At 65.9% G+C, this 26,315-nt stretch carries 23 protein-coding genes; 4 read left to right on the forward strand and 19 right to left on the reverse strand.

What is annotated here, in order from left to right:
- Nucleotides 1-232: 232 nt before the first annotated feature.
- On the forward strand, nucleotides 233-1,384 hold the full coding sequence (locus OSH05_RS22445) for an alpha-hydroxy acid oxidase (RefSeq protein ID WP_104220147.1): 1,152 nt from the start codon (nucleotides 233-235) through the stop codon (nucleotides 1,382-1,384).
- Nucleotides 1,385-1,393: 9 nt separating this feature from the next.
- Here the strand turns inward: OSH05_RS22445 and OSH05_RS22450 are convergent, their stop codons facing one another.
- The gene (locus tag OSH05_RS22450; RefSeq protein ID WP_104220146.1) at nucleotides 1,394-2,725 is read right to left on the reverse strand and encodes a sensor domain-containing diguanylate cyclase; all 1,332 of its coding nucleotides are present in this window, start codon (nucleotides 2,723-2,725) and stop codon (nucleotides 1,394-1,396) included.
- A gap of 198 nt (nucleotides 2,726-2,923) precedes the next feature.
- Between OSH05_RS22450 and OSH05_RS22455 the strand changes: the two genes are divergently transcribed.
- On the forward strand, nucleotides 2,924-5,737 hold the full coding sequence (locus tag OSH05_RS22455) for a CHAT domain-containing protein (protein ID WP_104220145.1): 2,814 nt from the start codon (nucleotides 2,924-2,926) through the stop codon (nucleotides 5,735-5,737).
- A gap of 3 nt (nucleotides 5,738-5,740) precedes the next feature.
- Here OSH05_RS22455 and OSH05_RS22460 read toward each other — a convergent pair whose 3' ends face one another.
- The 11 genes from OSH05_RS22460 to OSH05_RS22510 form a co-directional block, all read right to left on the reverse strand.
- Nucleotides 5,741-6,622 (reverse strand): hypothetical protein, encoded by an 882-nt coding sequence (locus OSH05_RS22460; protein ID WP_104220144.1) that lies wholly within the window; start codon nucleotides 6,620-6,622, stop codon nucleotides 5,741-5,743.
- On the reverse strand, nucleotides 6,619-8,121 hold the full coding sequence (locus OSH05_RS22465) for a CHASE2 domain-containing protein (RefSeq protein ID WP_104220143.1): 1,503 nt from the start codon (nucleotides 8,119-8,121) through the stop codon (nucleotides 6,619-6,621). The genes OSH05_RS22460 and OSH05_RS22465 overlap by 4 nt, the downstream gene beginning before the upstream one ends.
- A gap of 103 nt (nucleotides 8,122-8,224) precedes the next feature.
- On the reverse strand, nucleotides 8,225-8,383 hold the full coding sequence (locus OSH05_RS22470) for a DUF3309 family protein (protein WP_104220142.1): 159 nt from the start codon (nucleotides 8,381-8,383) through the stop codon (nucleotides 8,225-8,227).
- A gap of 138 nt (nucleotides 8,384-8,521) precedes the next feature.
- Complete coding sequence (locus OSH05_RS22475) at nucleotides 8,522-8,773, reverse strand: hypothetical protein (protein WP_104220141.1); 252 nt, start codon at nucleotides 8,771-8,773, stop codon at nucleotides 8,522-8,524.
- A gap of 122 nt (nucleotides 8,774-8,895) precedes the next feature.
- Entirely contained in the window at nucleotides 8,896-9,882 is a 987-nt protein-coding gene (locus OSH05_RS22480; RefSeq protein WP_104220140.1) for an ABC transporter permease, read from the reverse strand.
- A gap of 13 nt (nucleotides 9,883-9,895) precedes the next feature.
- Nucleotides 9,896-10,870: an ABC transporter permease gene (locus OSH05_RS22485; RefSeq protein WP_104220139.1), complete on the reverse strand. Its 975-nt coding sequence runs from the start codon at nucleotides 10,868-10,870 to the stop codon at nucleotides 9,896-9,898.
- Nucleotides 10,867-12,357, reverse strand: a complete 1,491-nt coding sequence (locus tag OSH05_RS22490; protein WP_104220138.1) for a sugar ABC transporter ATP-binding protein — start codon at nucleotides 12,355-12,357, stop codon at nucleotides 10,867-10,869. The genes OSH05_RS22485 and OSH05_RS22490 overlap by 4 nt, the downstream gene beginning before the upstream one ends.
- An 86-nt stretch (nucleotides 12,358-12,443) precedes the next feature.
- Nucleotides 12,444-13,472 (reverse strand): ABC transporter substrate-binding protein, encoded by a 1,029-nt coding sequence (locus OSH05_RS22495; protein ID WP_104220137.1) that lies wholly within the window; start codon nucleotides 13,470-13,472, stop codon nucleotides 12,444-12,446.
- Nucleotides 13,473-13,563: 91 nt separating this feature from the next.
- A complete protein-coding gene (locus OSH05_RS22500) occupies nucleotides 13,564-14,478 on the reverse strand; it encodes a sugar phosphate isomerase/epimerase family protein (protein ID WP_104220136.1) in 915 nt (304 codons plus the stop codon).
- A complete protein-coding gene (locus OSH05_RS22505; protein WP_104220135.1) occupies nucleotides 14,475-16,001 on the reverse strand; it encodes a mannitol dehydrogenase family protein in 1,527 nt (508 codons plus the stop codon). Before OSH05_RS22505 ends, OSH05_RS22500 begins: the two co-directional genes overlap by 4 nt.
- A gap of 123 nt (nucleotides 16,002-16,124) precedes the next feature.
- Nucleotides 16,125-17,000 (reverse strand): MurR/RpiR family transcriptional regulator, encoded by an 876-nt coding sequence (locus OSH05_RS22510; RefSeq protein WP_104220134.1) that lies wholly within the window; start codon nucleotides 16,998-17,000, stop codon nucleotides 16,125-16,127.
- A 140-nt stretch (nucleotides 17,001-17,140) separates the two neighbouring features.
- Between OSH05_RS22510 and OSH05_RS22515 the strand changes: the two genes are divergently transcribed.
- Nucleotides 17,141-18,325 carry a Gfo/Idh/MocA family protein gene (locus OSH05_RS22515; protein ID WP_104220133.1) on the forward strand — a complete coding sequence of 395 codons (1,185 nt, stop codon included), beginning with the start codon at nucleotides 17,141-17,143 and terminating at the stop codon, nucleotides 18,323-18,325.
- Nucleotides 18,326-18,438: 113 nt separating this feature from the next.
- Nucleotides 18,439-19,392 (forward strand): cation diffusion facilitator family transporter, encoded by a 954-nt coding sequence (locus tag OSH05_RS22520; protein ID WP_104220132.1) that lies wholly within the window; start codon nucleotides 18,439-18,441, stop codon nucleotides 19,390-19,392.
- A 13-nt stretch (nucleotides 19,393-19,405) separates the two neighbouring features.
- On the opposite strand, the gene OSH05_RS22525 is transcribed toward OSH05_RS22520, so the two are convergent.
- The 7 genes from OSH05_RS22525 to OSH05_RS22555 all read right to left on the reverse strand — a co-directional run bounded on the left by OSH05_RS22525 (nucleotide 19,406) and on the right by OSH05_RS22555 (nucleotide 26,314).
- Entirely contained in the window at nucleotides 19,406-21,358 is a 1,953-nt protein-coding gene (locus OSH05_RS22525; protein ID WP_104220131.1) for an SDR family oxidoreductase, read from the reverse strand.
- Between the two features lie 84 nt (nucleotides 21,359-21,442).
- Complete coding sequence (gene dhaL, locus OSH05_RS22530; protein WP_104220130.1) at nucleotides 21,443-22,069, reverse strand: dihydroxyacetone kinase subunit DhaL; 627 nt, start codon at nucleotides 22,067-22,069, stop codon at nucleotides 21,443-21,445.
- Complete coding sequence (locus OSH05_RS22535; protein WP_104220129.1) at nucleotides 22,069-23,085, reverse strand: dihydroxyacetone kinase subunit DhaK; 1,017 nt, start codon at nucleotides 23,083-23,085, stop codon at nucleotides 22,069-22,071. Before OSH05_RS22535 ends, dhaL begins: the two co-directional genes overlap by 1 nt.
- Entirely contained in the window at nucleotides 23,078-23,263 is a 186-nt protein-coding gene (locus tag OSH05_RS22540) for a hypothetical protein (protein WP_104220128.1), read from the reverse strand. The genes OSH05_RS22535 and OSH05_RS22540 overlap by 8 nt, the downstream gene beginning before the upstream one ends.
- Entirely contained in the window at nucleotides 23,260-24,348 is a 1,089-nt protein-coding gene (locus OSH05_RS22545) for an ABC transporter ATP-binding protein (RefSeq protein ID WP_104220127.1), read from the reverse strand. The genes OSH05_RS22540 and OSH05_RS22545 overlap by 4 nt, the downstream gene beginning before the upstream one ends.
- On the reverse strand, nucleotides 24,345-25,418 hold the full coding sequence (locus OSH05_RS22550) for an ABC transporter ATP-binding protein (protein WP_104220126.1): 1,074 nt from the start codon (nucleotides 25,416-25,418) through the stop codon (nucleotides 24,345-24,347). Before OSH05_RS22550 ends, OSH05_RS22545 begins: the two co-directional genes overlap by 4 nt.
- Nucleotides 25,418-26,314, reverse strand: coding sequence for a carbohydrate ABC transporter permease (locus OSH05_RS22555; protein ID WP_104220125.1), 897 nt, complete (start codon nucleotides 26,312-26,314; stop codon nucleotides 25,418-25,420). Before OSH05_RS22555 ends, OSH05_RS22550 begins: the two co-directional genes overlap by 1 nt.
- Nucleotide 26,315: the final 1 nt, after the last annotated feature.

The following is a 26,315-nucleotide window of genomic DNA, read 5'->3' on the forward strand; positions in this document are numbered from 1 at the left end:
GGACAAGGGTCTGGTTGTCGGCCCATTGTGACGATGCCGACGGCTTTTATCCGCTGGATCCGCCGCGCCCCTTCCACGAGAACGCCGGAGCGTTTTCGACCCTCCCTCAAGGGGATGGATCAAGACCGAAGGCGACGTTTGCTAGGCTATCCTCGGCAAAAGGTGAAGAAACGCCCCGACACAACTCGCCTCTCTTGTCCGATGTCCAAATGACTTTGTCGGGAATCCGTCGATGAAGCCTGTTGCCTGCATCGCGGATCTGAAGGCGATCGCCCGGCGGCGCGTGCCGCGCATGTTCTATGATTATGTCGATGGCGGCTCGTGGACCGAACAGACCTACCGCGCCAACAGCATGGATTTCGATACGATCCGCCTGCGCCAGCGCGTCGCCGTCAATGTGTCGGCGCGCGATCTATCCACCGCCATGGTCGGCATGGCGGCGTCGATGCCGGTCGCGATAGCCCCGACGGGACTGACCGGCATGGTCCATGCCGACGGCGAGATCCTCGCCGCGCGCGCCGCCGAGCGGTTCGGCATTCCCTTCACGCTCTCGACGGTCAGCATCTGCTCGCTGGAGGACGTGGCCCGCAGCGTCTCGTCGCCGATCTGGTTCCAGCTCTATGTCATGCGCGATCGCGGCTTCGTCGAGAAGCTGATTGCGCGGGCGCGCGCGGCCGAATGTTCGGCCCTTGTCGTAACGCTCGATCTGCAGATGGTCGGGCAGCGCCATAAGGACATCTATAACGGCCTGTCCTCACCGCCCAAGCCGACGCTGCGCAACCTCGCCAATCTCGCCACCAAGCCGCGCTGGTGCCTCGGCATGCTGGGCACGAAGCGACGCGGCTTCGGCAATCTGATCGGCCATGTCGAAGGCCTCGGCGATACGGTCTCGCTCGCCAAATGGACGGATTCGCAGTTCGATCCGAGTCTCGACTGGGACGATATTCGCCGCATCCGCGACCTCTGGCCCGGCAAGCTGATCCTGAAGGGCGTGCTCGACCCGGAGGACGCGGCGTTCGCGGTCCAGTGCGGCGCCGATGCGATCATCGTCTCCAACCATGGCGGACGCCAGCTCGACGGCGCCCTCTCCTCGATTGCCGCGCTGCCGGACATCGTCGCTGCCGTGGGTCAGAAAACGGAAGTTCATCTCGATGGCGGCATCCGCTCGGGCCAGGACGTGTTCAAGGCCGTCGCTCTCGGCGCCCAAGGAACCTATATCGGCCGGAGCATGCTCTATGGCCTCGGCGCCTTCGGTGAAGCCGGCGTGACCAAGGCGCTCGAGATCATCCGCAAGGAACTGTTCACGACCATGGGCCTCTGCGGCGTCACCCGCATCGACGATATCGGCCGCGACCATCTGATCTTTCCGAAGCCGATCGGATAGGGCGAGGGCTCAGGCGCTTGCCGACCAGCCGGAGGACGACGCGGCGACCTGCAGGCTGTTGCGTCCACCCCGCTTCGCCGCATAGAGAGCATCGTCGGCCCGTTGGAGCAACGCATCGGCGGTTTCGCCGGGCTCCAGCGTCGCGACGCCGATGCTCACCGTCAGCCTCCCGAACGGGCTATCCGGATGCGGTTCTCCCAGCCGTTCGATCGTCGCCATGACGCGGCCGGCATAGGCCTCCGCGACCGCCGGACCGGCCCCACCGAGCAGCACAGCAAATTCCTCGCCGCCATAGCGACAGACGAAATCTCCCGGATCGGACGACCGCGCCAGCACCGCGGCGACGCGGCGCAGGCACTGGTCGCCGGCGACGTGCCCCATGCGATCATTGTATTGCTTGAAATAATCGACGTCGATCATCAGCAGAGACAGGGCATCCGGCCGTTCGGCTGCCATCCCGACTTGACGGCGCCACTCGCGCTCGAAGGCACGGCGATTGGCAAGGCTCGTCAGGCCGTCACGGTCGGAAAGCTCGGTGAGCTGGCTGTTGAGTTCGGCGAGGCGGCGGCTGATCTCGGCGCTTTCAGCCATTGCCTGGGTGAGTTGCGCCTCGGTCTCCTTCTGGCGATGCACGTCGATTGTCGTGGCGAGCAGCCGCTCGGGCCGCCCCTCGGCGTCCCGCGCCACGATGCGGCCGCGGCTCAGGAACCACCGCCAGCTGCCATCGCGATGGCGAAGCCGATACGTCGCCTCGAACATCGCCGCCTCGCCGGAGACGAGCTTTTCGACGGCGCCCTCGGCGGTAGACCGGTCTTCTGGATGGACGATGCTCCATGGCTCGGCATCATCGGCGGAGTCCACCTCGCCAAAGCCAAGCGCGCGCTGCCAGCCCGGCGAGCGCCAGACCATATCGCTGACGAGATCGAGCTCCCAGACCCATTGGCCGGCGCTCTCCATGGCGAAGCTCGCACGCCGCTCCTGAGCGGCGAACTGCATCGCACTGGCGGGGAGGATCAGGATGACGAGCCCCGCCGGCCGGCCTTCACGATCCCGCGCCACCGACAAAATCGCCTCGCGGCCAGCCCATCGGCCCAAACAAGAAAGGGGTTCGGCGGACGGCGATACTCCGCTCGCCAGCGCCTCTAGCGCGAAGCGAAAGACATCCGACCCCACCAGACCCAGCGCCTCCATCGGCCGGCCCGCCATCCCAGCCGCATCTGCGCCCACCAGCACCGCGAACCCCTCATTCACCTCGACGATATGCCCCCGAAGATCGGTGAGGCAGAGCGGCAACGGAATGGCGGAGGGGGTAAACAGCGGCTTGGGCGTGTCTTCTACCATCGATCGGTGTGAGCCTGTTTGTATCACGCTAGCATGAGACGCGCGGACGACGCGTGTACCGTCTAGCCCGGAAGCCTTAGCACGAGAAGAATACAGGGCTGGATGTAGGCGTAAGAACCCGATCAAGGCCGCAGCCAGGGACGCGGATCGGCGCTATGATGAGGCCGTGATGATCCGCCGCGGCCTGTCGGAGATGCCATGCGGTTTTTTCCAACCATCCTTCTCTTCGGAACGATCACGCTCTCGGCCGCCTCAGCGTCCGCCGCCGGCCTGCCCGCCATGTCCCCAGTTGCCCCGCCGAGCCTCGTCATGCTGGTGCGGGCGTCGAGCAACGAGGTCAAGGACCTGCTCACGCAGGCGACGCTGCTCATCGACGCGGGCCGACTGCAGGAGGCGAACGAGGAAGTCGACAAGGCGATCGAGCTCAACAGGACCGTCCGCGGCCCGAACGGAACCGCCATCGACCAGTTCGCGCGCGGAATGAAAGCGCGCATCCTGATGCAATCCGGTCAATATGATGCGGCCGAAACGCTGCTGAAGCAGCTCATCTTCGAGGCCGAATCGACGACCAGAAAGAGCCGCGATCCAAGTTCGATCCCGTTTTCGACGCTCGCCCAACTCTACATGCTGCAAGGTCGCTATGCCGAGGCCGAGCCACTGCTTCTGCGCGCGCGCGACATCATCCAGCGCGATGCGGGCAAGAACCATCCGGCGACGGCCGAGGCGATGAACGCGCTCGCGGCCTTCTATCTGCGAACCGGCCAAACAGCCAAGGCACAGACGATCCTGGAAGGCGTTCTGAAGATCTTCCAGCGCGGCAAGACCAAGGCCGACCGGCAATCCACGGCGGACGTCATGGTCAATCTCGGCAACGCCTACCAGTTCTCCGGCAATTACGAAAAGGCGCTCGATTATTTCAGCCAAGCCTACGAGCTCGATCTCGAATATCAGGGCGCTGACCACCCCAACACCAATCTCGCGCTGGGCAATTACGGCGTCCTGCTCGGCATCATGGGCCGGTATGATGAGGCGGCCGTCGCGCTGGAGACCGTGCTCGAACAGACCCGGCTACGCTATGGCGACGACAATCCGCTGACGGCCCATGTTGGCAACAATATCGGCTGGGTGGAGCTGTCGCGGAAGAACTATCCAAAGGCGATGGCGTATCTGCGCCCGGCGCTCGCCACCTATCTGAACCATCGCGAACTGCAGAAAATTGGACCCAATGCCCGGGGCGCAGCCGTCAGCGAGCGCGAGGTGGCGCGCACCATCCTCGGCTTCCTGACGACCGCCAACGCGCTTTCCCTCGCCGATCCAGCCGCGGCGCCAGGGCTGATGGACGAGGCCTTCCAGGCGGCGCAGCAGGTGCATCGCGGCAAGGCGGCAGAGGCGCTGGCGCTGACGACGGCGCGCTTTGCCGTCGGCGACACGCCGCTGGCGAACTTGATCCGCGAAAGGCAGGACCTTGCCGAACAGCACCGTACGCTGGAGGACCGCCTGACGGCGGCCTTCGGCATGCCGGAGGCGAAGCGGGACCTGAAGCAGGAGACGGCGGCGCGCGAACAGCTCGCCGCTACCGCTGATCGGATCACGGCGATCAGCGCGGACATAGAGAAGGGATTCCCCGACTATGCCCGCCTCGCCGACCCGAAGCCGCTCAGCGTCACCGAGGCGCAGTCCCTGCTTGGCGAAAAGGAAGCGATAGCCTTGTTCGCACCCTTCGGCGGATCGAATGGCGAAGGCAGCTTTACCTTCGTGATCACCCGCGAAGGCGCGAAATGGCGCTCCGGCACCATCGGCCAGACGCAGATGACCGGCGCGGTGCAGGCGCTGCGCTGCGGCCTCGACATCGGCCAATGGAGCACGAAGGAAGGCAAGGCGAACTGTATCCAGCTCGTCAATGCCGAGCCGCAAGGCAATGAACTCCCCTTCAATGCCGATCTTGCCTGGCATCTTTATACCGAATTGTTCGGCGAGCTGGCGCCCATGCTCTCCGGCAAGACGCTGCTCGTCGTCGCGCCCGATCCGCTAGCGAGCCTGCCCTTCCAGATCCTCGTCACAGCCCAGCCGGAAAAACCGTTTCCGCAAGGCGGCGACTATCGCCGCGTCGCTTTCCTAGCTCGCTCCAACGCCGTCGCCGTGCTGCCCTCGGCCGCATCGCTGCGCGGCGGAAGGGCCGGGGCAGCGAGCGACGCACCGAACCCCTATATCGGCTTCGGCGACCCGACACTGGTCGGCGGGCTTGATTGCCCGGAAACGCAGGTGCCCTCGACCTGCCCAAGCCTCACCGCGCCGCCCGAGGCGGGAGCGAGCCTCGTCGCGGTTGGCGAGGCGCGGATCGACAGCGTTTTGCGCGGCGGCGGCGAACTCGCCGATGTCGAGGCCGTGCGTGCACTCTGCCCGCTCCCGGAGACGGCTCTGGAACTCCAATGCGTCGCCGGCAGCGTCGATGCGGGGGCAAATGCCGTTCATGTCGGCGACCACGCCACGGTTCCGGATGTGCTTGGCGCCCATCTCGACCAGTTCCGCATCGTGCATTTCGCCACCCACGGTTTGCTGGCCGGCGAGATGGCCAGCGACGATGGCACCGTATCGGAGCCGGCCCTCGTCATGACGCCGCCGCCGACGCCGACACCGGATAATGACGGCCTGCTACGCGCCAGCACGATCGCGACGCTGAAGCTCAACGCCGATTGGGTGGTGCTATCGGCCTGCAACACGGCGGCTGGATCGAGCCTTGGCGGCGAGGCCATGTCGGGATTGGCCAGCGCCTTCCTCTATGCCGGCGCCCGCGCGCTGCTCGTCTCGCACTGGCCGGTGCGCACCGATGCGGCGGTGCTGATCACAACCTCGGCCTTCTCGCATATGAAGGCGGATCCGAAGCTCGGACGCGCCGAAGCGATCCGCGAGGCGATGACCGAATTGCTCGACGAGCCGTCCGGCGCCTATGCCCATCCGGCAATCTGGGCTCCCTTCGCGGTCGTCGGCGAGAGCGGCCCGGCGCGGCTTTGAGTCTTACGGCATTGCGGGCGGGGGTGGCGGGCGCTTGCCGTCAATGAAAGCGAGGGTAAGCAGTTTCGCCGGCCGCGAAGTTCTGGCGTCGGGCGCTACATATTGCAGCGCCTCAAGGAGATAGGCCGGGTCCTTCGCCGCATACCAGGCCGCCGACGCCACGGCGCGGAGCGGCGCTGGGACGGCGGGGTCCGAGAACTCGGCCGGCAGGGGAGGCGCCTTTTTCGGCGCCACGAAAGTCAAGGTCTGACGAACGACGTCGGCGCCGGAGGCGATCTCGATTCGGTAGGTGCCTGCCTTCCAGTCGATTTCCGGGGTGGCCCACAATCCGCCCGACGCGCGGCCCTCCGCTACCCGCTTTGCGCCCTTCGCGAGAATCTGGATGTCGACGGTTCGCGGCGTAGACCAGCCGATCGAAAGCTTGCGACGACCGGCGACCAGCGTCTGCGGCGTGGCAAACAGCGGCGCGATGAGCTCCTTGCCGTCGTCGCCGCGGATCGAAGCCGTGACCTGCTGGCGCTGTTCGTCGTCGAAGACCGCGACCGAGCCGCTGGTCCAGCTGAACAGCCCTGACCAGAACCCCTTCTCCGGCACTTCGGCGGTGATCGGAACGCTCTGGTTGGCCTGCGAGATCACCACCGGGTCATCGCGGCCGACGAGGCGCAGCGTAATGCTGCCCGTGGGGTCCCTTACCTGGATCAGGTCTCCGTTCAGGATCGGCTCGAGGATCGCGACCTTTTTCGGCACGCCGTCGCTGACGATCGAATATCCGTCGGCGCCGCGTTCGAAACTCTCCACATAGCCGATCTCGACGGCCTTGCCGCTCGCCAGTGCCGTTCCAGCCGAAAGGACGACCAGCGCCAGAGCCACGATCCAACGGATCATTTCGTACCCCCCTCCCCGATGGACGGAACGTCATGCTGCATATCATCACGGTCGTGGCCGGACGCAATGGGCCGCGCGTGACCATGTGACTTCAGGATCCAGCGCCAGCCCTGGGCGCGAATGTCGCGCGCCATGGCGATCAGCGATTCCCCGATATCGTGCATCACCGCACCGACCGCTGGTACGGCGAGATCGAGCATGACGCCGGATTTGAAGCGTCCGATCGACACGATCATCAGGAGCACGATGCCGAAGGCGAGCGCCCAGGCAGCAACGGTGGGACGCAGGAACGAGGTCAGAAGCGAGGCAGCGACGATGATCATCAGGCTGATTGCGAGCCGCTCGGCCGCCGATGGCTCGCGCGGCGTGCCGTTCTGCGTCAGCGCTTCGACGGCATTGACCAGCAGCAACGAACCCGGCATGCGCCCGATCGGCGTGTCGTGCCAGTCTCCGCTGCCGGAGAAGCTGCCGCCGATGATCACGATGCGGCCGGCGATACCCGGCAGCGGCGCCCCCGGATCAGCTGCCAGCGCCAGACGGGCCGGTCGCACCGCGACGAGCTGCGTCTCGCCGCCAGCGGGGCTGTCGACCAGCGGTCCGAGGCCGACCGTGCCCTTCTCCCAGCCGACGCGGTAGATCACGCGCTTGCTGACATCCTCCGGCGCGACGGCGATCGGGATCGAGGCCGGCCAATCGTCGAGTTCGCCTTCGCGCTCGACCGCGCGTGCGGCGCAATTCGCCGGGACGAAAGCAGCGAGGTTCCGGTCCATACGCTGCAGCGCCGGGGCGGGAACGCCAGGCGGCGGCCCATGGATCGCCTGCCTCGCGATCATGGCTCCGGCAAGATGCATGGACGGCACGACCATGGGCCTGTTGCCCTCGCAGGCCTCGGCGAGAAGTCGCCAGCGCCGGATCTTGCCGTCGCCATCGCGTTCGAAGAGCGGCGAGGCAAAGACGATATTCGCCTTGCCCGCCACAGCGTCGTCATAGTCGGTCGGGCGCAACAGCGGCAGCTTCCCACTCGGCGTGTCGATCATCGAGCGGACGAGCACCAATGGGGGCGAGGTCGGCGCATAGGCGGCGAGAAAATCGTGGAGCGAGGCCTCCTCGTCCTTGTCGCCTGGAAAGGCGAGGTCGACATCGAGGAGGATCGCCAGCGGCCCGGACCCGGCCACGCGTTCGAGAAGCGCCTCGATCTTGCCGCGCGGAGTGACCAGAGGCCAGCCCCACTCCGCCCATGTCGCGTCATCGATGTCGAGAAAGGTGAAGGCCGGCGACGCGGCAATGCGGTCGGTTGTGCGTTCGGCAAGGCGGATCATCCGGTCTGCGGTATCGTCAGCGACGCGGCGGACGATCAGCAGGGTCGGCGGCTGGAAGGCGAGCAGTGCGATCTCGATCAGGATGCCGAGCAGGATCGATATCGACAGCTCGAAGAGCACCGGATGGCGCGTCTTCCAGGACCCGAGCTGATTCCAGGCTCCGAGCGCCGCAATCCGCATCCGACGTCTCCCCCATTCCGGCGGATCAACGCTGCGACAGCTTCGCGCTGACTTCAAGCACGAAGGTAGATCGCCGCGCCGTCACCGCCGGGGAGACTAAGACTCAGAGGCGGACGCCGCCAAAGAGCCAGACCAGAATGAGGATGATCAGAATGAGCCCGAGGACACCGCCCAGTCCGCGTCCGCCATGGCGGCTATAGCCATAATAGCCGCCGCCGCCGAATAGCAGGATCAACACTATGACCAGCAGAATCATCGACATACCAAGCCCTCCTTGGGCATTCCCTCGCGCCGGGGTTCCGGCATGAGGATGAGACGGGTTGTGGCGCGGGCGTCAGGACTGAGGCCCTGGATCGCGTTGCTCGCATGCGCGGCGCTCGACAGAACGGGCGCGCAGTCCCTAGGCGGAAAAATGGGTCGCGGCATAGGCTGCGGCCGCGACCACCGCGAAGACCGCGGAAAACCTCATGCACAACATACCGTAACGCAGCGCGAACTGACGCCGGCTGACGCCCGTCGGCGGCGCGGCTGCATCCGCCAGGACCAGCTTGTCCTCGCGCCGGAAATGCTCGGCGGCAACCGCCGCGACCGTCGCGCAGATCGCGCCGGCAACAGCCATGGCTACCGCGCCATAGAAGATGTTCATCAACATTGTGGGGAATTCCGATGGGGCATTGGCCGCTACAAGCGACCGCCCCCGACCTGCCTGCCCAAACAACGCGGCAATGGCCCCCTGGTTCCAACCTCAGCCATCAGAGGACGAAGTTCTTCCCGTCAGCGGTCCTCGACGATCCGCAGATAGGCGGCCGTCACGAGCAGCACGATCAGGCCGAACAGGATCCGGCGCGCCCCTTCGGGCATTTGCAGGATGGTGAGCAACGTCGTCAGCACGGTCAGGATCAGGGCGCCGATGATGGTGCCGGTATAGCCGCCGCGCCCGCCGAAGATCGAGGTGCCGCCGATCACAGCCGCGGCGACGGAGGGCAGAACCAGCGGATCGGCGAGCGACAGCGACGGCGCCTTGATCAGTCCGACATAGAGCAGCCCGGCGATACCGGCCAGAAGCGATGAGCCGACATAGAGCGTCAAAATGACCTGCCAGTAGACGACGCCTGAGAGCCGCGCCGCGCGCTCATTGTCGCCGACTGCATAGAGCAGCCGGCCGAAGCCGGTGCGGTTCAGCACGAAGAGGATCAGCGCCGCGACGGGAATAAACAGCAGGAGGGCGTTCGGGAAACCGCCCGTAGTCCCAGTGCCGAGCCAGGCGAGGCCGGGCGGCACCTTGGTTCCGGTGGCGATGACTGTGCGCTGGTAGACCTGCAAGCATCCAATTCCGACGAGGCTGGTGCCGAGCGTCATGATCAGCGGGTGAACGCGGAAGATGCCGACGCCGATGCCATTGGCAAGGCCGATCAAGAGAGCTGGGACAAGTGCGATCGCGATACCGATGACCGGGCCATGCTCGGCCGCCTGGGTGGAGACGATGAAGGCCGCCATAGTCGCGACCGTGCCGACCGAAAGATCAATGCCACCGGTGAGCATCGCCATGGTCTGGCAGCCGGCGAGAATCGCGAGCGGAATCGCGAACTTCACCGTATTGGCGATCCAGCGCTCATTGACGATGCCGGGCCGCAGGATCTGCAGCACGACGACCAGCAGGACGAGCAGAATGACGAGCGGAACCAGCGGCCGGTCGCTCATGAAGCGGCGGACGCGTTTGCCAAGGGGCACGGTCTCGGCTGGGACGGATGTCGCGCTCATGAAAGACCTCCCCTCATCTCGCCTTGCTGCGCATCGCGATGAACGCGCCGAACATCACCACCACCACCATGATGAGCCCCTCGATGATGGAGGTCGCGTTCGGATCGACCGCCAGCAGTGTCAGGTCGGTGCGGACCAGGCGCAGCACGATCACCGCGATGATCGGACCGAGCAGACCGCCCCGCCCGCCGCCAAGCGTGACCCCGCCGAGCACGACGGCCGCGACGGATGCAAGCAGATAGGGTCCGGGGATCGGCGCGCCGATGCCGGTCGAGAGCGTCAGGGACAATCCGCCCATGGCGGCGAAGAGGCCGCCAAAGGCATAGGCGGCGATCTTGGTCCGCGCCACGGAGACGCCGCTGCGGAACGCGGCGAGTTCGCTGGAGCCGATGGCGTACATGGAAAGGCCAAGCTGCGAGCGGCGCAAGGGAACCCAGACGACGACCAGGCAGACAACGAGCACAATCAGGGCCTTCGGAACCCAGGCTGTGACGCTCTCGGGCAGGAAGGGGATCGGCACGGTTCCAACGATCATCGCCTTCAGCCATTCGGCCGCCGCGCCGCCGGGCGCGCCTAGAATGAGCAGCGCCACGCCTTGGAAAACGAACAAGGTCGAGAGCGTCACGACAATGTCCGGCACGCGCGTGACGACAATCAGGACGCCGTTCAGGGCGCCGAGGCCGAGCCCGAGCAACAGCACGAAGGGCACGACGAAGAGCGCATAGGATTCGCTGGCGCCATTCATCATCGCCGCCGCCGTGACCGAGGTCACGGCCATCATCGCCGCTACGGAAAGGTCGATGCCGCCGGCGATCACCACGACGGTCTGCGCGGCAACCGCGAACGCATAGGGAAGCACGGCGCGCATCAGCGAGCCGAAATCACCCGCGCCATAATCCGGCTGGATCAGCCGGGTCGTGACAGCCAGCGCCAGGAAAAGAAAGATGAGGCCGGCGACCCAGCCATTGCGGCGGATGAGGCGGGTCATGACGCCGCCCTGCTCTGGCGCGGCAATCCATAGGCGGCACGTGTCAGTGCCGCCTCGTCCGCGATCTCGATCGGCAGGATATCGACCACGCGGCCGCCGAAGATGACGATGGCGCGATCGCAGACGCGCTGCACCTCCTCCAGTTCGGAGGTGTAGTAGAGGACGGAAAAACCCTGATCCGCGAGTTCGCGCATCAACCGGTAGATCTCACGCTTGGTGCGCACGTCGATGCCCCGCGTCGGGTCGAAGCACAGGATGGTGCGCGTCCCCGCGGCGATCCAGCGGGCAATGGTCACCTTCTGCTGGTTGCCGCCGGAGAGGCGCTGGACCTCGCGTTGCGCCCGCGTGTCGATCTGCAGCCGCGCGATCGCGGCGCTGACGGTCTCGCGCTCGCGCTTGAGCGGGATCGGGCCCCAGCGACGAAAGGGCGCGCTGAAGGGCAGCGCGATATTCTCCCGCACCGAGCGGTGCATCAGCAGCGCCTCGGAGCGATCGCCGGGCACGAGCGCGAGGCCGGCGCGGATCGCATCGGCGGGATGGGCGAAGCGCATGCCTACCCCGTCAACCTCGATCGTTCCGCCCGAGGGAAGGCGGGCGCCGGCCAACGCTTCGAACAACTCGTCCTGACCCTGCCCTTCCAGCGCCACGACACCCGCCACCTCGCCATGGGCCAGATCGAAGGAGACATCCTCCAGCTTGCCGACGGACAGGTTGCGCACGACGAGGCGGGGCGTACCGGAGGGCGCGGCATGACGTATTTCCGAAGGCGCGAAGGTCTTGGTCTTCTCGATTTTTCCACCGAGCATCAAGTCGACGATGCGTTCCTCGACGCCCGGCTCGATCTGGACGACGCCGACGGTCTCGCCATCGCGCAGCACGGTGGCGCGGTCGCACATCGCCGCGATCTCGACGAAGCGGTGCGAGATGAAGATCACCGACCGACCAGTCTCGCTCTGACGACGGACGACGTCGATGACACGCTCGGCCAGATCGGCCGGCAGCGCCGCCGTCATCTCGTCGAGCAGCAGTACGTCAGGTTCGACGGCGAGCGCACGGGCGAGATCCAGCACCCGCTGGATCGCGAGCGGCACGTCGCGCGCCACGACGGACAGATCGAGGTCAGGCACGCCGAGTTCGCGCACCCACTGCGCGAAGGGCTCGACCGGCGTGCGCGTCAGCCGGAGATTGGAGGCGATGTCGAGATCGGGGATCAGCGAGGGTTCCTGATAGACCGGAACCAGCCCGGCCCGGCGCGCGGCGGCCGGCGAATGAAAGTCGCGCGCCTCGCCGCGGATCAGGATACGGCCGCCATTCGGCCGGACGGCACCGGTCAGGATCTTGACCAGCGTCGATTTGCCGGCGCCGTTCGCCCCCATGAGCGCATGTACCTCGCCTGGCAGCACCGAGAGCGAGGCATTGCGCAGCGCGGCGACGGCGCCGTAGTTCTTCGCGACGCCGGTGGCGTCCAGGAGGGGATTGGATGTCACGGGCCGTTCCGCGCCGGTCGATTTTGAGGCCGGGAGCGAGCGAGGCCCCCTCCCGGAAAGACTATGCTGGGGGCTGCTCGCCAGCCCTATTCGCCCGGACCCTTGCAGGCGACGATCTGGTCCTTGGTGTAGTGGGTCCAGTCGGGGATCGAGATCGAGACCGGCCATTCGGGCGAGAGCGACGGATCGGCAGCGGCCTTCAGCTTGGCCTTGCCTGCATCCGTGGCGTTTTCCCAGATCTCGGGATTGACGAGCACGATCTGTTGATCCGGCTTCTTGCCGTCGAGGATCTGCAGCGCCAGCGCGACGCCGGCACCGCCGATCGAGCCAGGATTGGTCACCGCTGCGCCGACGAGGCCGTTGACCGAGGAGAGCTGCCCGACAAAGCCGGCATTGTCGGCACCGACGACGGGCACCATCGTCGCCTGCGATTCCACCAGCGCGTCGACGATCACATTGTCGATGCCCGACGTCCAGATGCCCTGGAACGGCGTGCCGGTGGCGATGAAGTCGAGGATCTGCTGCTTGCCCTGGTCCTGCTGCCAGCCGGTGAAGACCTCATGCACGACCTTGACGTCTGGGAACTCGGCTAGCGCCCGCTTGAAGCCCTTGTCGCGGTCGCTGTCGGCCGATGCGCCCGCCGCGCCGCGCATATAGACGACGCCGCCCTTGCCGCCGATCTGGTTGAACAGCCATTTGGCGCCGAGATAAGCGTATTCTTCCTGGTTGTTGGAGATGACATAGGCGGAAGGCTCGGTCACGGCCTGGTCGACGGCGACGACGACGATGCCCTTGGCAGTCGCTTCCTTCAGCGCGGCATTGATGCCCGCCGGATCGGCTGGATTGACGACGATGGCGTCGACGCCCGCGCTGATCAGATTGCGGACATCCTCAAGCTGGCCGGCGGCATCGGTATTGCGGTGCGCGATGTTGAGCTTGGCAACCTTGCCCGAGGCGAGCGCCTCGGCCTTCATCGCGCAGATCATTTCCTCGCGCCAGCCATTGCCCTGCACCGTATTCGAGATGCCGATCGTGTATTCCTTGGCTGCGGCGACCCCGGCCGACGCCAGCAGCGCGGCGGCGACGAGCGGCAATACGAAACTCGACTTCTTCATGGTCTTTCCTCCCTTTGAGACGTCTTCTGATCTTGCCGGGGCCACCTCCTCGCGGCGCCGACAAGCGTTTCACTCTGCGTGTGATTTCAACTCACTTTACATAGGGCTGCAACACGTCCCGCGCGATCTGGAAGCCGCGCTTGACCTTGTCGTCGCTCCCCTCGAACTGGCGGTCCTCATGCTCGATCACCACCGGCCCGTCATAGCCGGCACGATAGAGGCCTGAGAAAAACACCCGCCAGTCGACCTCGCCGAGCCCCGGCATGCGCGGCACCTGCCAGCCGATGCCGGCCGAGAGAATGCCGTGTTCATAGAGCCCGTCGCGGTCGATCATCAGGTCCTTGGCATGGACATGCAACATATGCGGGCCGAACTCGCGGATGAAGCGCTCCATGTCGATCATCTGCCAGATGAGATGCGAGGGATCGAAATTCATGCCCACCTCGCCGCTGAACGCATCAAGGATGCGCCGCCAGACATTCGGGGAATAGGCAATGTTGTGCCCGCCCGGCCACTCGTCGCGGCTGAAGATCATCGGGCAGTTCTCGAATGCCAGCCGGACGCCGTGGTCCCGGGCATGGGCGACGATATCCGGCCAGATCTTCAGCGCCTCGGCCCAGTTCTGGTCGACGTTCTTCGAGGCATCGCCGCCGCAGAAGGTGTTGACGACGGAGACTCCCATGCGTCCCGCCGCGATGATGACCTCTTTCAGATGGCCAATCACCGCCTCGCGATGCGCCGGATCGGGATGGAGCGGATTGGGATAGTAGCCGAGCGCCGAGATCGCGATGTTCTTCTCGGCAAGAGCGGCGACAATCTCTTGTCCCTGCGTCACCGATAGTCCGGCCACGTCGATATGGCTCGTCCCGGCATAGCGGCGGCTCGGACCAGCGCTATGCGGCCAGCAGGCGACTTCGAGCACGTCAAACCCGACCGAATTCGCCCAGTCCGCGACATCCAGCAGCGACAAATCTGGAAACGGCGCGGTCAGCAGACCCAGTTTCATCCCTTCCTCCCTATTGTCTCTTGCGCCTCGCAGATCGTCCGCAGATAGCCGATTGGATCCGCCGAAAGCAGACCCGCCAGCCGCTCAGCGACCGACGCGCGGAACACCGGGTTCTCCGAGAGTTCCGGAACGAAAATCGCGTCGATGGCAAGAACCGCCTCCGACAGCGCCTTTGGATCGTTGCCGATCCGGTCGGCGATCGCCGCGATCCGCGCGGCATAGGGATCCTCCACCCGCCACGCCCTGCCGAAGCGTTCGGAGGCGCGGATCAGATAGGTCATCCATGCGGCGACCGGCACGGAAAGCAGCGCGATGCCGTGCCCGCGCGCCAGCCGTTCGCGGATCGGGCTCAGGATGCGCTGGACGATCTTCTGCGAGCCATCGGTCGCGATCTGGTGGTTCCGGTGCCGGATCGCGGTGTTGGTAAGCCGGCTAAGGCTCTGCTCGACATAGGCCTCCGGCGAGACGCCCGGGATCGGCTGCAAGGTCGGCAGGCTCTCCTCGACCAGCATGCGGCGGATGAAGCTGGCCAGCAGCGGGTCGGCCATGTCGTCGAAGCTATACTCATGTCCCGCCAGGACACCGAGATAGGAAAGCGTCGTCTGCGCGCCGTTCAGGATGCGCATCTTCAGATGCTCGAACGCCTCAACATCGTCCACGATCGAAGCACCGACGCGGTCATAAGCCGGGAACCGCCCGGCGAAGCGGTTCTCGATCACCCATTGCCGGAACGGCTCGCCGACGACGACGCCATCATCGCGATAGCCAAGATTCTGCTCGACGAAGTCGATATCGGCGGCAGACGTCGCCGGAACGATGCGGTCGACCATGGTCGAGGGGAAGGCGGCGTTGCGGGCGATCCAGTCGGCGATGCCGCCACCCCGGCGCTCGGCGAGCGTCGTGACGACCCGTTCGAGGATCGCCCCATTCGACGGGATGTTGTCGCAGCTCATGACCGTCACGGGCCGGTCATGCGAGCACCGGCGCAGTTCCATCGCCCTGAGGATGAGGCCCGGCACGCTGCGCGGAGTTTCGGGATAAGCGAGGTCGTGCAGGATATCGGGATGGGCCTCGTCGAGTTCCCCGCTCGCCGGCCGGTGGCAATAACCCTTCTCCGTCACCGTCAGCGAGATCAGGTCTATCTCTGGCGACGCCAGCACGGCGAGCGCCGGTTCGGCACGATCCTGGCTGTCGACTACGCGCAGGAGGCTGCCGATCACCCGCGCTTCGACCCGCTCGTTCTCGCGCAGCAGCCGCGTATAGAGCCCATTCTGCCGGCCGAGCGTGCCGATGATCAGCGGCGGGCGGATGTTGATGCCGACGATGCCCCAGCGGCCGAATTCCACGGCGAGAAGATCCTCCGTGAACTCGGCCTGATGCGCACGATGAAACGCGCCGACGCCGATATGGGCGATGCCGGGACGAAGCGCCGAGCGGTCATAGGCCGGGCCAGCGACGCCGGCCGGCAGGCGGCCGAGTAGCGCGCTCCCGAGGGCCTCGCCTGTCTGCAAGGCGGCGCTCAACGCCGCCCTCCCACAAGCCAATGACCGTGGCCCATCCGCGCTTCCCGTCCCGTTTCGGAATTACGTTTCTATTTTTTTCATCATGGAACGACACTTCCCGTTCGTCAACGGGGGTTGTCGTCCTTACCCTGCCCGGCGAGCGACGACGCCATGGACGAGGGCCATGCCGGCAGCAAGCGAGGCGGCAAGCGAGCGGAAGCCGCCGAATTCGGACTCGACCACCTCCACCCAGGCATCGGAGAGCGGCACCAGCGGGCTGAAGGTGCTGTCGGTGATGGTGACGATCCGCGCGTTGCGCTCATGGGCGATGGCGACGAGGTCAGGCGTGATCGAATTGTAAGGGCTGAAGCTTACGGCCAGCACCGCGTCGCCCGTGCCGATACAGCCGATCTGGTCGAGCGCGGCCGAGCCGACATTGTCGACGAGAACGTTGCGCACGCCCTGCTGCGACAGCGTCAGCGACAGATAGGCGGTCACCGGAAAGGCGCGCTTGCTGCCGACGAGATAGACCAGGTCGGCGCCGGCGAGGATGTCGATCATCGCCGCGAAACGATCGGCGTCGAAGCTCTCGCCGATCCGGGCCAGCGAGGCCTGCGACGCAGCGACCAACCCTTTGAGGAAATGAAGGTCGGGATTCGAATCGTCCATAATCGGACGCCCTCCCCCCTCGCCGCCGGGCGCATCCGGCCAGGAGGCCTTCACATGCGCCTTGAACAGCGCCTGGAAATCCGAGAAGCCGGCATAGCCGAAGATCTGCGCGAAGCGCACCAGCGTCGAGGGCTGGACGCCGGCCTTCTCCGCCACCTGCACGATCGTGCCGAGCGCGACCTCGCCGGGATGCTGCCACAGGAAAATCGCGACCTGCCGCAAGCGCTTCGGGAAATGTAACGTGCCCGAGGCGAGCACGGCGCGCAGTTCTTCGTAGCTGTTCGGCTTGGCATAGCCGAGCGCGACCCGCCCGCTCGCCTTTTTCGCCGCCTTCGGCTCGCTTTCCACCATGGCGCCCAAACCTTCGCCGAAACGCTCCCGGCGTATTGTCACGTGGCGGAAGCGTTTCACAATCCAAAAAATAGAAACCCTCTTCGAAATATCGCCGTGCCGCGCTATCGTCGCCGCGTTCTGGAGAGGGAGTTGCTTCGATGGTCTATGCGACAGCCGATGGGTCCGCGGGCTCGCGCCTGCGTGTTGGCATGGTCGGCGGCGGGCGGAACGCCTTTATCGGCGCCGTGCACCGCTTCGCGATCCGGCTCGATGACCAGATCATGCTCGTCGCCGGCGCGCTATCGTCCGACCCGGCCAATGCCGCAGCCTCGGCCTCCGATCTCGGGTTGGCGCCCGATCGCAGCTATACGGATTATCGCGAGATGGCCCGCGCCGAGGCGGCTCGGCCGGACGGGATCGAGGCGGTCGTGATCGTCACGCCGAACCATCTGCATGCGCCCATCGCCACCGCCTTCCTAGAAGCCGGCATCGACGTCATCTGCGACAAGCCGCTGTCGACGACGCTGGAAGAAGCCCGAGCCCTCGTCGCGCTCAGCCGGGCAAGAGACCGCAAGCTCCTCGTGACGCTCAACAATACTGGCTACGCCATGGTCCGTCAGGCCCGCGAGATGGTTGCCGCCGGCGAACTTGGCCGGATCGTCGCGATCCATGCCGCCTATATCCAGGACTGGCTGACCCAGCCGATCGATGCCGACGGGCAGAAGCAGGCCGAATGGCGCACCGACCCGGCCCGTGCCGGCCAATCGGCGGTGCTGGCCGATATCGGCGTCCACGCCTTCAACCTCGCCTGCTTCGTCTCCGGCGAGCAGGCGGAGAGTGTCGCGGCCGATCTGTTCACCGCCGTGCCTGGCCGGAGGCTCGATGACAACGCCAATGTGATGGTGCGCTGGACAGGCGGGGCGCGGGGAACGCTCCTCGCCAGCCAGACCTCGCCAGGGCATTATAACGACCTCTCCCTGCGCATCTATGGCGAGAAGGCCGGACTCGAATGGCGCGGCGCCGATCCGGAGACGCTGCGCTTTTCGCCCTTCGGCGAGGACAGCCGCACCATTATCCGTGGCGGCCATGGCTCGACGGCGGAGGCTCGCCGCGTCTCGCGCATGCCAGCCGCCCATCCCGAGGGCTATATCGAAGCCTTTGCCAATCTCTATCGCGACGCCGCCGAGATCATTCTATCGCACCGGGCGGGGGGGACACCCGACGCGGCGCTACTGGCGCGCGTCCCCGACGTCGTCGACGGTGCGCGCGGCGTGCAGTTCGTGGCGGCCGCCGTCGAATCGAACGCCGCCGGAGGCAGCTGGACCGACGCCCGCTTCGACTAGCCGGTCGCGACCCCTCCCGGAGACCTTGGCGCAGAAACGCTTCGGCCATTCTCAAATGGCTGCGAAGATGCGACACGGTCGGGAAACCGGGACCGCAGGAGACGCAAACCGCCATGGCATCGCCCGCAGCGTTCTTCGACTGGAGCAGCGAGCGCGGCGCGCTTAGGACCTCCATCGCCGTGACGCTCTGCGTCGCGGCGATCGGCATCGTCTTCGGCCTTTTGTCCGGATCCTTCTCGATCATGTTCGACGGCTTCTATTCGCTCGTCGATGCCAGCATGAGCGCGCTGGCGCTCACCGTCGTGAACCTGATCGCCTTCACGGCGACGTCCGAACCCCATTCCGCGCGCCTGCGCGAGCGCTTCAACATGGGCTTCTGGCACCTGGAACCGATCGTGCTCGGCCTCAACGGCGTGCTTTTGATCGGCGTCGCCTTCTATGCTCTGATCAACGCGATCAGCAGCCTGCTGGAAGGCGGTCGCGATCTCGAATTCGGCTACGCGATCCTCTATGGCGTGGTCACGGTCATCGCCTGCTTTGGCGCAGCGTGGATCGAGGCCCGCGCCAACCGGAAGATCCGCTCCGACTTCATCCGTCTCGACGTCCGCTCCTGGATCATGTCCGGCAGCATCACCGCGGCGCTGCTTGTCGCCTTCTGCGTCGGCTATGCCGTACAGGGAACTCGCTGGGAGTGGATATCGCCCTATATCGACCCCGCCGTGCTGGCGTTGGTCTGCGTGATCATCATTCCCATGCCGATCTCGACCGTCCGCCAAGCGCTGTCCGACATCCTGCTGATGACGCCGCCTGACCTCAAGCTGCATGTCGACGCGGTCGCCAAGGCCTTCGTGGCAAAGCACAACTTCCAGTCCTACCGCGTCTACGCCGCCAAGGTCGGCCGCGCCAAGCAGATCGAACTCTATTTCATCGTGCCACCCGATTCGCCGGCACGGACGATCGGCGAATGGGATGCGCTCCGCGACGAGGTCGGCGAGGCCATCGGGGGCGAAAGCTCCGACCGCTGGCTCACTGTCGTCTTCACCGGCGACCGGGAATGGGCGGAGTAACGTTCAACCGCAATCAGATCACCCGGTCATTGCCGCCGTCCACGGGGATCTGCGCCCCGGTCGTGCGGGAGAACGTGCCGTCGACGAGTGCGGCCACGGCGCGGGCCACGTCGGTCGATTTCACTTCCGCCCGCATCAGGTTGCGCGACTTGTATTCGGCGACCGTGATCCCGTATCGCCGCGCCGAGGTTTCGAGGGCCTCTTCGGTCCACAAGCGCGTATCGAACACAGCATCGGGATGGACCGCATTGACCGTGACCCCTGCCGGCGCCAGTTCCAGCGCGGCGACGCGCATGAGCTGCGTGAGCCCCGCCTTCGACACGGAATAGGCGGCGGCGCCTGCCCCCGGCGCCGCGACGTTGCGCGAGCCGATGAAGACGACGGAAGGATCGATGCCGAGCCGTAGGAAGCGCACGGCATGCTTCAGAAGCTTCCAATGCGAGGTGAGATTGACCTCCAGCGTGTCGTCCCAGTCCACGTCGCTCAACGCCTCGATCGGCGCCCCGGCGCGGAAAATGCCGGCGTTGGAGACGAGGATATCAACGCCGCCATAGTGGCGCACGATATCGTCCAGCGCCGGCGTGACGGCCTCGTCGCTTCTCAGGTCGGCGACGACGCCGTCATAGCCAGGCCGGTTCATGTGATCGCGGATGGACGGATCGAGGTCGATGCCCACGACGACCGCGCCGCGGTCGCGCAATAGCTCCGCACAAGCGCGGCCTATGCCGGCGGCCGCTCCGGTCACGACCGCGATCTTTCCGGCGAGGGGCGGCGGCGTGCCCTGCGCCTTCAGCTTGGCTTGCTCCAGTTCCCAATATTCGAGATCGCGCAGCTCGGATTCGGAGAGACCCTGCCAATGGCCGAGCCGGCCGGCGGTGCGCAGCGCGCGGACAGTCGCCCGCGCCACATCGGCCGAAACACGCGCCCGTGCCAGCGTGGGCCCGAAGCTGCGTACAGCGCCGTCCGAAAGGAGCGCCCAGTGCGGATGCGGGCTCAATGGTACCAGGTCCGGATTGCCGGCGCGGCCGACATAGGCCCTGTAGGCCTCGGCGAAATGCTGCAGCCCCGGCAGCGGATCGTCGTTCACGACGGCCGGGAACGGCTTGTTGTGGATGACGTGCTCGGGTGTGAGCGTGCCATGCAGCGCCCGCTCGGCGACGCCCGCGATCTCCTCCGGCGGCAACGCCGTCGCGGGAAGCGAGATCATCGCCCGCCCTGCCAACCGGCTGACGGCGCCGCGCAGGGTGGCAACGACCACCGGATCGGTCTCCGGCGGGGTCGATGGGGTCGGCAACGCCCCATGCGCGGCGAGCCAGTCCTCCGCCTCGGCGCAGATCGCCACCATGCGGTCGTAGCTCTCCCTGGCCGTCGAACCCCAGGTGAAGACGCCGTGATGTTCGAGAAGTATCGCCTCGAACGCCGACAGGTCGTGGCTCAGGAGAGCGGCGCGGATCTGCCGGGCAAGATCGAAGCCGGGCTTCACATAGGCCAGGATCAGGACGCGCTGGCCATAGACACGCTCGAGCAATGCTCGTCCGCCGCCATTCGACAGCGTCAGGACGCCATCGGCATGCGAATGATCCACATAGACGAAGGGGATCAGCGCATGGACGATCGCCTCGATCGAGGCAGCCGCGGCGGACGGATCGAATCGCGCCCGCTTCAGTTCGCTCACCATGTCGGTGTCGGATAGTTGCTCCAGTTCCGCCAGACGGAGCACGGTGGGAAGATCGAGAGCCGTGAACCCCTCCCGCCCCATCGCGCCGAGATCGAAACCGCTGGCCTTGACCCAGATGGCCTCATGCGTATCGCCGAAGCGGTCGGTGACGCGCCCCTTGAGCGACGTGTTGCCGCCGCCATGCAGCACCAAAGCTGGATCGCTGCCGATCAGGCGCGAGGAATAGACGCGTCGATCGAGTTCCGATCCGGCCTTCGCCGCCTCGACCTGATCCCAGAGATTGCGCATCGGTTTCCTCCTTCTGCGCGGACACAGCCGCACGATCGGGCCGCCGCAAGCGGCGGACCGTCTTTCGTCTGGTCAGTAAGCCGCTCAGGCGGACACAAATTCCTGCATCGCGCCCAGGATGACCGAGACCGAAATCGCCCCCGGGTCGGGATGTCCAAGGCTACGCTCGCCGAGGCTGCGGGCCTTGCCGGTGGTGGCGATCATGTCCTTGGTCGCCTCGACGCCCGCCAGCGCGCCAGCGGCCGCTGCATGCACGGCGGCAGTGAGGTCGTCCGTCCCCTCGGCAGCGCGGGCGGCATAGGCCAGCGCATCGAACATCGTCTTTTGACCCTCGCCGACGCCGCCCCGCCGCGCCACCGACGCCTGCGCCTCCGCAAGGAAGCGGCGAAAGCTCTCGGCGGATATCTGCGGCTCGCCGGCAAAGGCCTTTGCCCCAGCGGTGAAGACCGTACCGAAGACGGCACCGGCCGCCCCGCCGGTCGTTGCCATGATCGCCATGCCGGTGGCACGGAACGCGCCATCGATACCAGGCTGCGGCGCTTCGAGCGCAGTGAGCGCCGCCTCGAAGCCGCGCCGCATGCCGATGCCATGATCGCCGTCGCCGATGGCAAGGTCGGCATCGGTCAGCCGGTCGGTATTGGCGATCACCGCGCGCGACACGGCCCGCAGCATCTCGGTCGCCCCAGCCGCGTCGAGAACCCTTGCGCCCATCAGAGTCCTCCCCAATTGGTGAACCCGACCGAGCGGCAGGGCGCGTCGAGATAGTGCTTCAGTTCCTCGTCCAGCTTCATCAGCGTGACCGAGAAGCCGGCCATCTCCTGGACCGTCAGCCAAGTGCCGACATCGGTGCGGTGAACGCGGATGCCGCGCTCGTCGAGCGTCTTACGGATCCGCCGGTTGATCACCAGCATTTCCATCATGGTGGTAGCACCGAGATTGTTCAGCAGCAGCGCGACTTCATCGCCCGCCCCGAAAGGCAGGTCCGGCAGGATGCGCGCCATCAGCTGGTCGGCCACCTGGTCGGCCGGCGCGAGCTTCTGGCGGGCAATGCCGGCTTCGCCATGCGCGCCCATGCCGACCTCGATCTCGTCGTCGGCCAGTTCAAAGGTCGCCCGGCCGGTCTCGGGGATCGATCCGGCCGAGACCGCGACGCCCATCGAGCAGACGTTCGCCGCCGCCTTGCGCGCGATGCGCTCGACCTCGTCGAGGTTATCCAGCGCCGCGGCGGCGGCACCGGCGATCTTGATCATCAGCACGTCGCCGGCGATGCCGCGGCGGTCCTCGACCCGCTCTCGCGGCGCAGCGGCCACGTCGTCGCGGACCCGCACGGTGCGCACATCGATCCCCTCGTCGATGAGCATTTCAGCGGCGATGTCGAAGTTCATATTGTCGCCGGCATAGTTGCCATAGAGGAAGAGGATGCCCTTCCCCCGATGCACCGCCTTCGCCGCGGCACAGATGATGTGCGGCGCGGGCGCCGCGAAGAACTGGCCGCAGGCGGCGCCATCGCCGAGATTGTCGCCGACGAAACCGTGAAAGATCGGCTCGTGACCGGAACCGCCGCCGATCAGCAGCGCCACCTTCCCATCGGGAATCTCGGTCTTCACGATGGCGTCAAGACCATCCAGCCGCCGCGTGCGGCCACCGCTGGCCAACACCAGGCCATCGATCATCTCGCTCACGGCGTGACGCGGATCGTTCAGGATCTTCTTCATTACTTTAGCCACGGCTTTCCCCCTCTTCCCTCGGACGGCGGTCCGGTATGTGATCCAGGATCATGAACAGGATCACCCCACAAAGCAGCACCGGAAATCCCCAGACGAACAGATCATGCGCCAGTGGCTGGCAGAGCATCACGAAGCCCAGGATGATGAGCGCGCTGGCAACGCGATAGGCGTGGGTCATGCTCCGTCTCCCTGATGCGAGACCAGCGCGCCCGTCGTGGGGTCGAACAGGAATCCCACACCCTCCTTGAGAGCGAAGCGGATCGTGTCGCCCTGACGGACCGGTGTACGGCTCTCCAGGACCTTGCGGAACGATCCGGCGGGTGTGTCGACCTGGAGCGCCGCCTCGTAGCCGCGATTGTCGAGGGCATAGACCCGGCCCGCCTCGCCGGTCTCGCCGAGTGCGATGTCCTCCGGCCAGACGCCGAGCGAGATCGGGCCCGGCTGAGCCGAGACAGTGCCGAAACGCCCCAGGGGCAGGACGGCGTCCCAGCCCTTGACGCGGACAGCGCCGTCCCGAAGTTCGGCCTCGAAGAACGCCATGGACGGACTGCCGATCAGCCGGCCGACAAAGGCATTGGCGGGACGGGCATAGAATGTCTCGATGCGGCCAGTCTGCAGGATCCGCCCCTCATTGATGACGGCGATGCGGTCGGCGATGGCGATCGCGCCGTGATAGTCGTGCGTCGCATAAAGCATCGTCGTGCCATGCTCGCGGTGGATCTGCCGCAGCTCCGCCCTAAGCCCCTCCCTCAGCTTCAGATCGAGCGCCGAGAGCGGCTCGTCGAGCAGATAGAGCATGGGGCGGCGGACGAGCGCGCGGGCGATCGACACGCGCTGTCTCTCTCCGCCTGACAGCGTGCCCGTGTCCCTGTCCAGCAGGTGCGAGATGCGCAGAAGTTCGGCGGTGCGACCGACGCGCCGGGAAATCTCGTCCTCCGCCTCGCGATATTTCGGCGAGCGCAGAGCGAAGGCAATATTGTCGCGCACATTGAGGACGGGCAGCAGATTGAAGCCCTCGAACACGATCGAGACGTCCCGGCTCGACGCTTCGGCGCCGGTCACGTCGCGGCCGCCAAGATGGATCGCGCCCGCATCGGGAACGATCAACCCGGCGGTGGCGAGGAGGGTCGAACTCTTCCCCGCGCCCGTCGGCCCGAGCAGGGCAAGGATCTCGTGTTCTTCCACGGTGAGGTCGATGCCCCGCAGCGCCGTCCTGCCGCGATAGGCCTTGCGCAGCCCGTGGATCTCCAGCATCGGGCTCATGCCGCCACCCTCTCGCCGTCGATACGCAGCCCGGTCTCGGCGTCGAAGAACATCAGCCCCTCCGGCACAAACCACACGCGGCCGCTGCCCGAGCCATCGCGATGGTCGGTGCCCTGCATCAGCGTCTCACCGACCCGGAAGGTGAAGAACCGCTCGCGTCCGACAGAGAATACATCTTCCACCGCGAGTTCATGGCCCGGACCATCGACCAGCCGCAGATCGCGGGGCCTGACGCCGAGCTTCACTTTCCGGCTCGACGCGGCAAGGCCGCGCGGCAGGTCCGCCTCGCTCAGCACCACGGGACCCTCCGCCAGTCGAAGCCCGCCCGCGACCGGGACGAGATCCAGGAGGTTCATCGACGGCGAGCCGATGAACTGTCCTGCGAAGATGCTGGCCGGTTCGAAGAACATGCGATCGGGCTCGGCCACCTGCACGATTTTCGAATGGTTCATCAGCACGATGCGATCGGCGAGCGACATCGCCTCGCGCTGGTCATGCGTGACGTAGATGGTTGTGACGCCCAGTTCGCGCTGGAGATGGCCGAGTTCCCAGCGCATCTCCTCGCGGAACTGCTCGTCGATCGCCGAGAGCGGCTCGTCGAGCAGCAGCACGGCGGGATCGCGGATGACGGCCCGCGCCAGCGCCACCTTCTGCCGCGCACCCGGCGGTAGCGCCGACGGATAGCGCCGCAATTCGTCGCCAAGCTTGAATACGCCCGTCACCCAGTCGAGTTTGCGGGCGATCTCGGCCCTCGCGACGCTCCGGGCGCGCAGGGGGAAAACGATGTTCTCGGCCACGGAGAGGTTCGGATAGAGCGAGACGAACTGGAAAACCATCGCGATGTTGCGCTCGCTCGGCTTCAGTTCGTTGACGCGCTTTCCGTCGAAGAGGATGTCGCCCGAGGTCGCTTGAACGAGGCCCGCGACCGCACGTAGCGTCGTCGTCTTGCCGCAGCCCGACGGGCCGAGATAGACGACGAACTCGCCGTCATTAACAGTCAGGTTGACATCGTCCACGGCCCGGAAGGCACCATACTCGATGGAGAGGTGTCGAAGCTCGATCTTAGCCATCAGTGCCGCGCTCCCATCTGCGAGAGGTGGCGCACCAGGATCATCGCTAGCCCCATGATGATGCACAGCAGGATGACGGCGAGCGCCGAGGCCTCGCCCGTGTAGAAGTAGCTGAAGGCGGTCTTGGCGACGGCGAAGGACACCGTCTCCGTCGAGGAGCCGGGGCCGCCGCCGGTCAGCGCGACGAACAGGTCATATTGCTTGAAGCTGTCGATGAGCCGCAGGATCAGCGCGATGAACAGAACCGGTGCCGACATCGGCAGCGTGACACGAAAGAAGACATAGGCAGCGCTCGCGCCGTCCACTTCCGCTGCCTCATAGATCGTCTCGGGGATGCCTCGAAACGCCGCCGTGGCGAGCAGGACGATGAAGGGCGTCCACATCCAGGTATCGACAACCGCCGCGGCCCAGAGCGCCGGCCCGGCCTGCCCCAGCCAGTCGATTTTTCCGAACCCGAACAGGGTGACGATATAGTTCACCACGCCCCATTCCGAATTCAACATGTAACGCCACAGAAAGCCGGCCACGACCGGCGACAGCATCATCGGGAGCATCAGCGCCGTGAACAGGACATCGCGGCCGCGGAAGGTTTTCTGCAATTGATAGCCGACGAAGACGCCGAGGATCATCTGCATGGTCACGCAGAGGAAGACGAATTTTCCCGTGAAGACGAAGCGCTTCCAGATCCCGGTATCCGAGAGCAGATAGATGTAGTTGTCCAGTCCTATCCAGTTCATGCCCTTGTCTGGCTGGAGGGCCGAGAAATCGTGGAAAGAGTAATAGGCCAGCGAGAAGATCGGATAGGCGACCATGAACAGGAGCAGGATCACCGTCGGCGACAGGAAGCCGATGATCATGCCCGTGCCGGTCGACCGGGGTTCGAGACGGGTATCCATG

This window comes from Kaistia algarum, assembly GCF_026343945.1.
Taxonomy (GTDB): Bacteria; Pseudomonadota; Alphaproteobacteria; order Rhizobiales; family Kaistiaceae; genus Kaistia; species Kaistia algarum.

What these genes read in the sequence shown, in the direction of transcription:
- OSH05_RS22550 (WP_104220126.1), bottom strand. Translation starts at nt 25,418, where the DNA reads ATGGCTAAGATCGAGCTTCGACACCTCTCCATCGAGTATGGTGCCTTC.
- OSH05_RS22480 (WP_104220140.1), bottom strand. Translation starts at nt 9,882, where the DNA reads ATGAGCGCGACATCCGTCCCAGCCGAGACCGTGCCCCTTGGCAAACGC.
- OSH05_RS22520 (WP_104220132.1), top strand. Translation starts at nt 18,439, where the DNA reads ATGGCATCGCCCGCAGCGTTCTTCGACTGGAGCAGCGAGCGCGGCGCG.
- OSH05_RS22465 (WP_104220143.1), bottom strand. Translation starts at nt 8,121, where the DNA reads ATGCGGATTGCGGCGCTCGGAGCCTGGAATCAGCTCGGGTCCTGGAAG.
- OSH05_RS22545 (WP_104220127.1), bottom strand. Translation starts at nt 24,348, where the DNA reads ATGAGCCCGATGCTGGAGATCCACGGGCTGCGCAAGGCCTATCGCGGC.
- dhaL (WP_104220130.1), bottom strand. Translation starts at nt 22,069, where the DNA reads ATGGGCGCAAGGGTTCTCGACGCGGCTGGGGCGACCGAGATGCTGCGG.
- OSH05_RS22485 (WP_104220139.1), bottom strand. Translation starts at nt 10,870, where the DNA reads ATGACCCGCCTCATCCGCCGCAATGGCTGGGTCGCCGGCCTCATCTTT.
- OSH05_RS22445 (WP_104220147.1), top strand. Translation starts at nt 233, where the DNA reads ATGAAGCCTGTTGCCTGCATCGCGGATCTGAAGGCGATCGCCCGGCGG.
- OSH05_RS22460 (WP_104220144.1), bottom strand. Translation starts at nt 6,622, where the DNA reads ATGATCCGTTGGATCGTGGCTCTGGCGCTGGTCGTCCTTTCGGCTGGA.
- OSH05_RS22455 (WP_104220145.1), top strand. Translation starts at nt 2,924, where the DNA reads ATGCGGTTTTTTCCAACCATCCTTCTCTTCGGAACGATCACGCTCTCG.
- OSH05_RS22555 (WP_104220125.1), bottom strand. Translation starts at nt 26,314, where the DNA reads ATGGATACCCGTCTCGAACCCCGGTCGACCGGCACGGGCATGATCATC.
- OSH05_RS22525 (WP_104220131.1), bottom strand. Translation starts at nt 21,358, where the DNA reads ATGCGCAATCTCTGGGATCAGGTCGAGGCGGCGAAGGCCGGATCGGAA.
- OSH05_RS22450 (WP_104220146.1), bottom strand. Translation starts at nt 2,725, where the DNA reads ATGGTAGAAGACACGCCCAAGCCGCTGTTTACCCCCTCCGCCATTCCG.
- OSH05_RS22500 (WP_104220136.1), bottom strand. Translation starts at nt 14,478, where the DNA reads ATGAAACTGGGTCTGCTGACCGCGCCGTTTCCAGATTTGTCGCTGCTG.
- OSH05_RS22495 (WP_104220137.1), bottom strand. Translation starts at nt 13,472, where the DNA reads ATGAAGAAGTCGAGTTTCGTATTGCCGCTCGTCGCCGCCGCGCTGCTG.
- OSH05_RS22540 (WP_104220128.1), bottom strand. Translation starts at nt 23,263, where the DNA reads ATGACCCACGCCTATCGCGTTGCCAGCGCGCTCATCATCCTGGGCTTC.
- OSH05_RS22470 (WP_104220142.1), bottom strand. Translation starts at nt 8,383, where the DNA reads ATGTCGATGATTCTGCTGGTCATAGTGTTGATCCTGCTATTCGGCGGC.
- OSH05_RS22515 (WP_104220133.1), top strand. Translation starts at nt 17,141, where the DNA reads ATGGTCTATGCGACAGCCGATGGGTCCGCGGGCTCGCGCCTGCGTGTT.
- OSH05_RS22510 (WP_104220134.1), bottom strand. Translation starts at nt 17,000, where the DNA reads ATGGTGGAAAGCGAGCCGAAGGCGGCGAAAAAGGCGAGCGGGCGGGTC.
- OSH05_RS22475 (WP_104220141.1), bottom strand. Translation starts at nt 8,773, where the DNA reads ATGTTGATGAACATCTTCTATGGCGCGGTAGCCATGGCTGTTGCCGGC.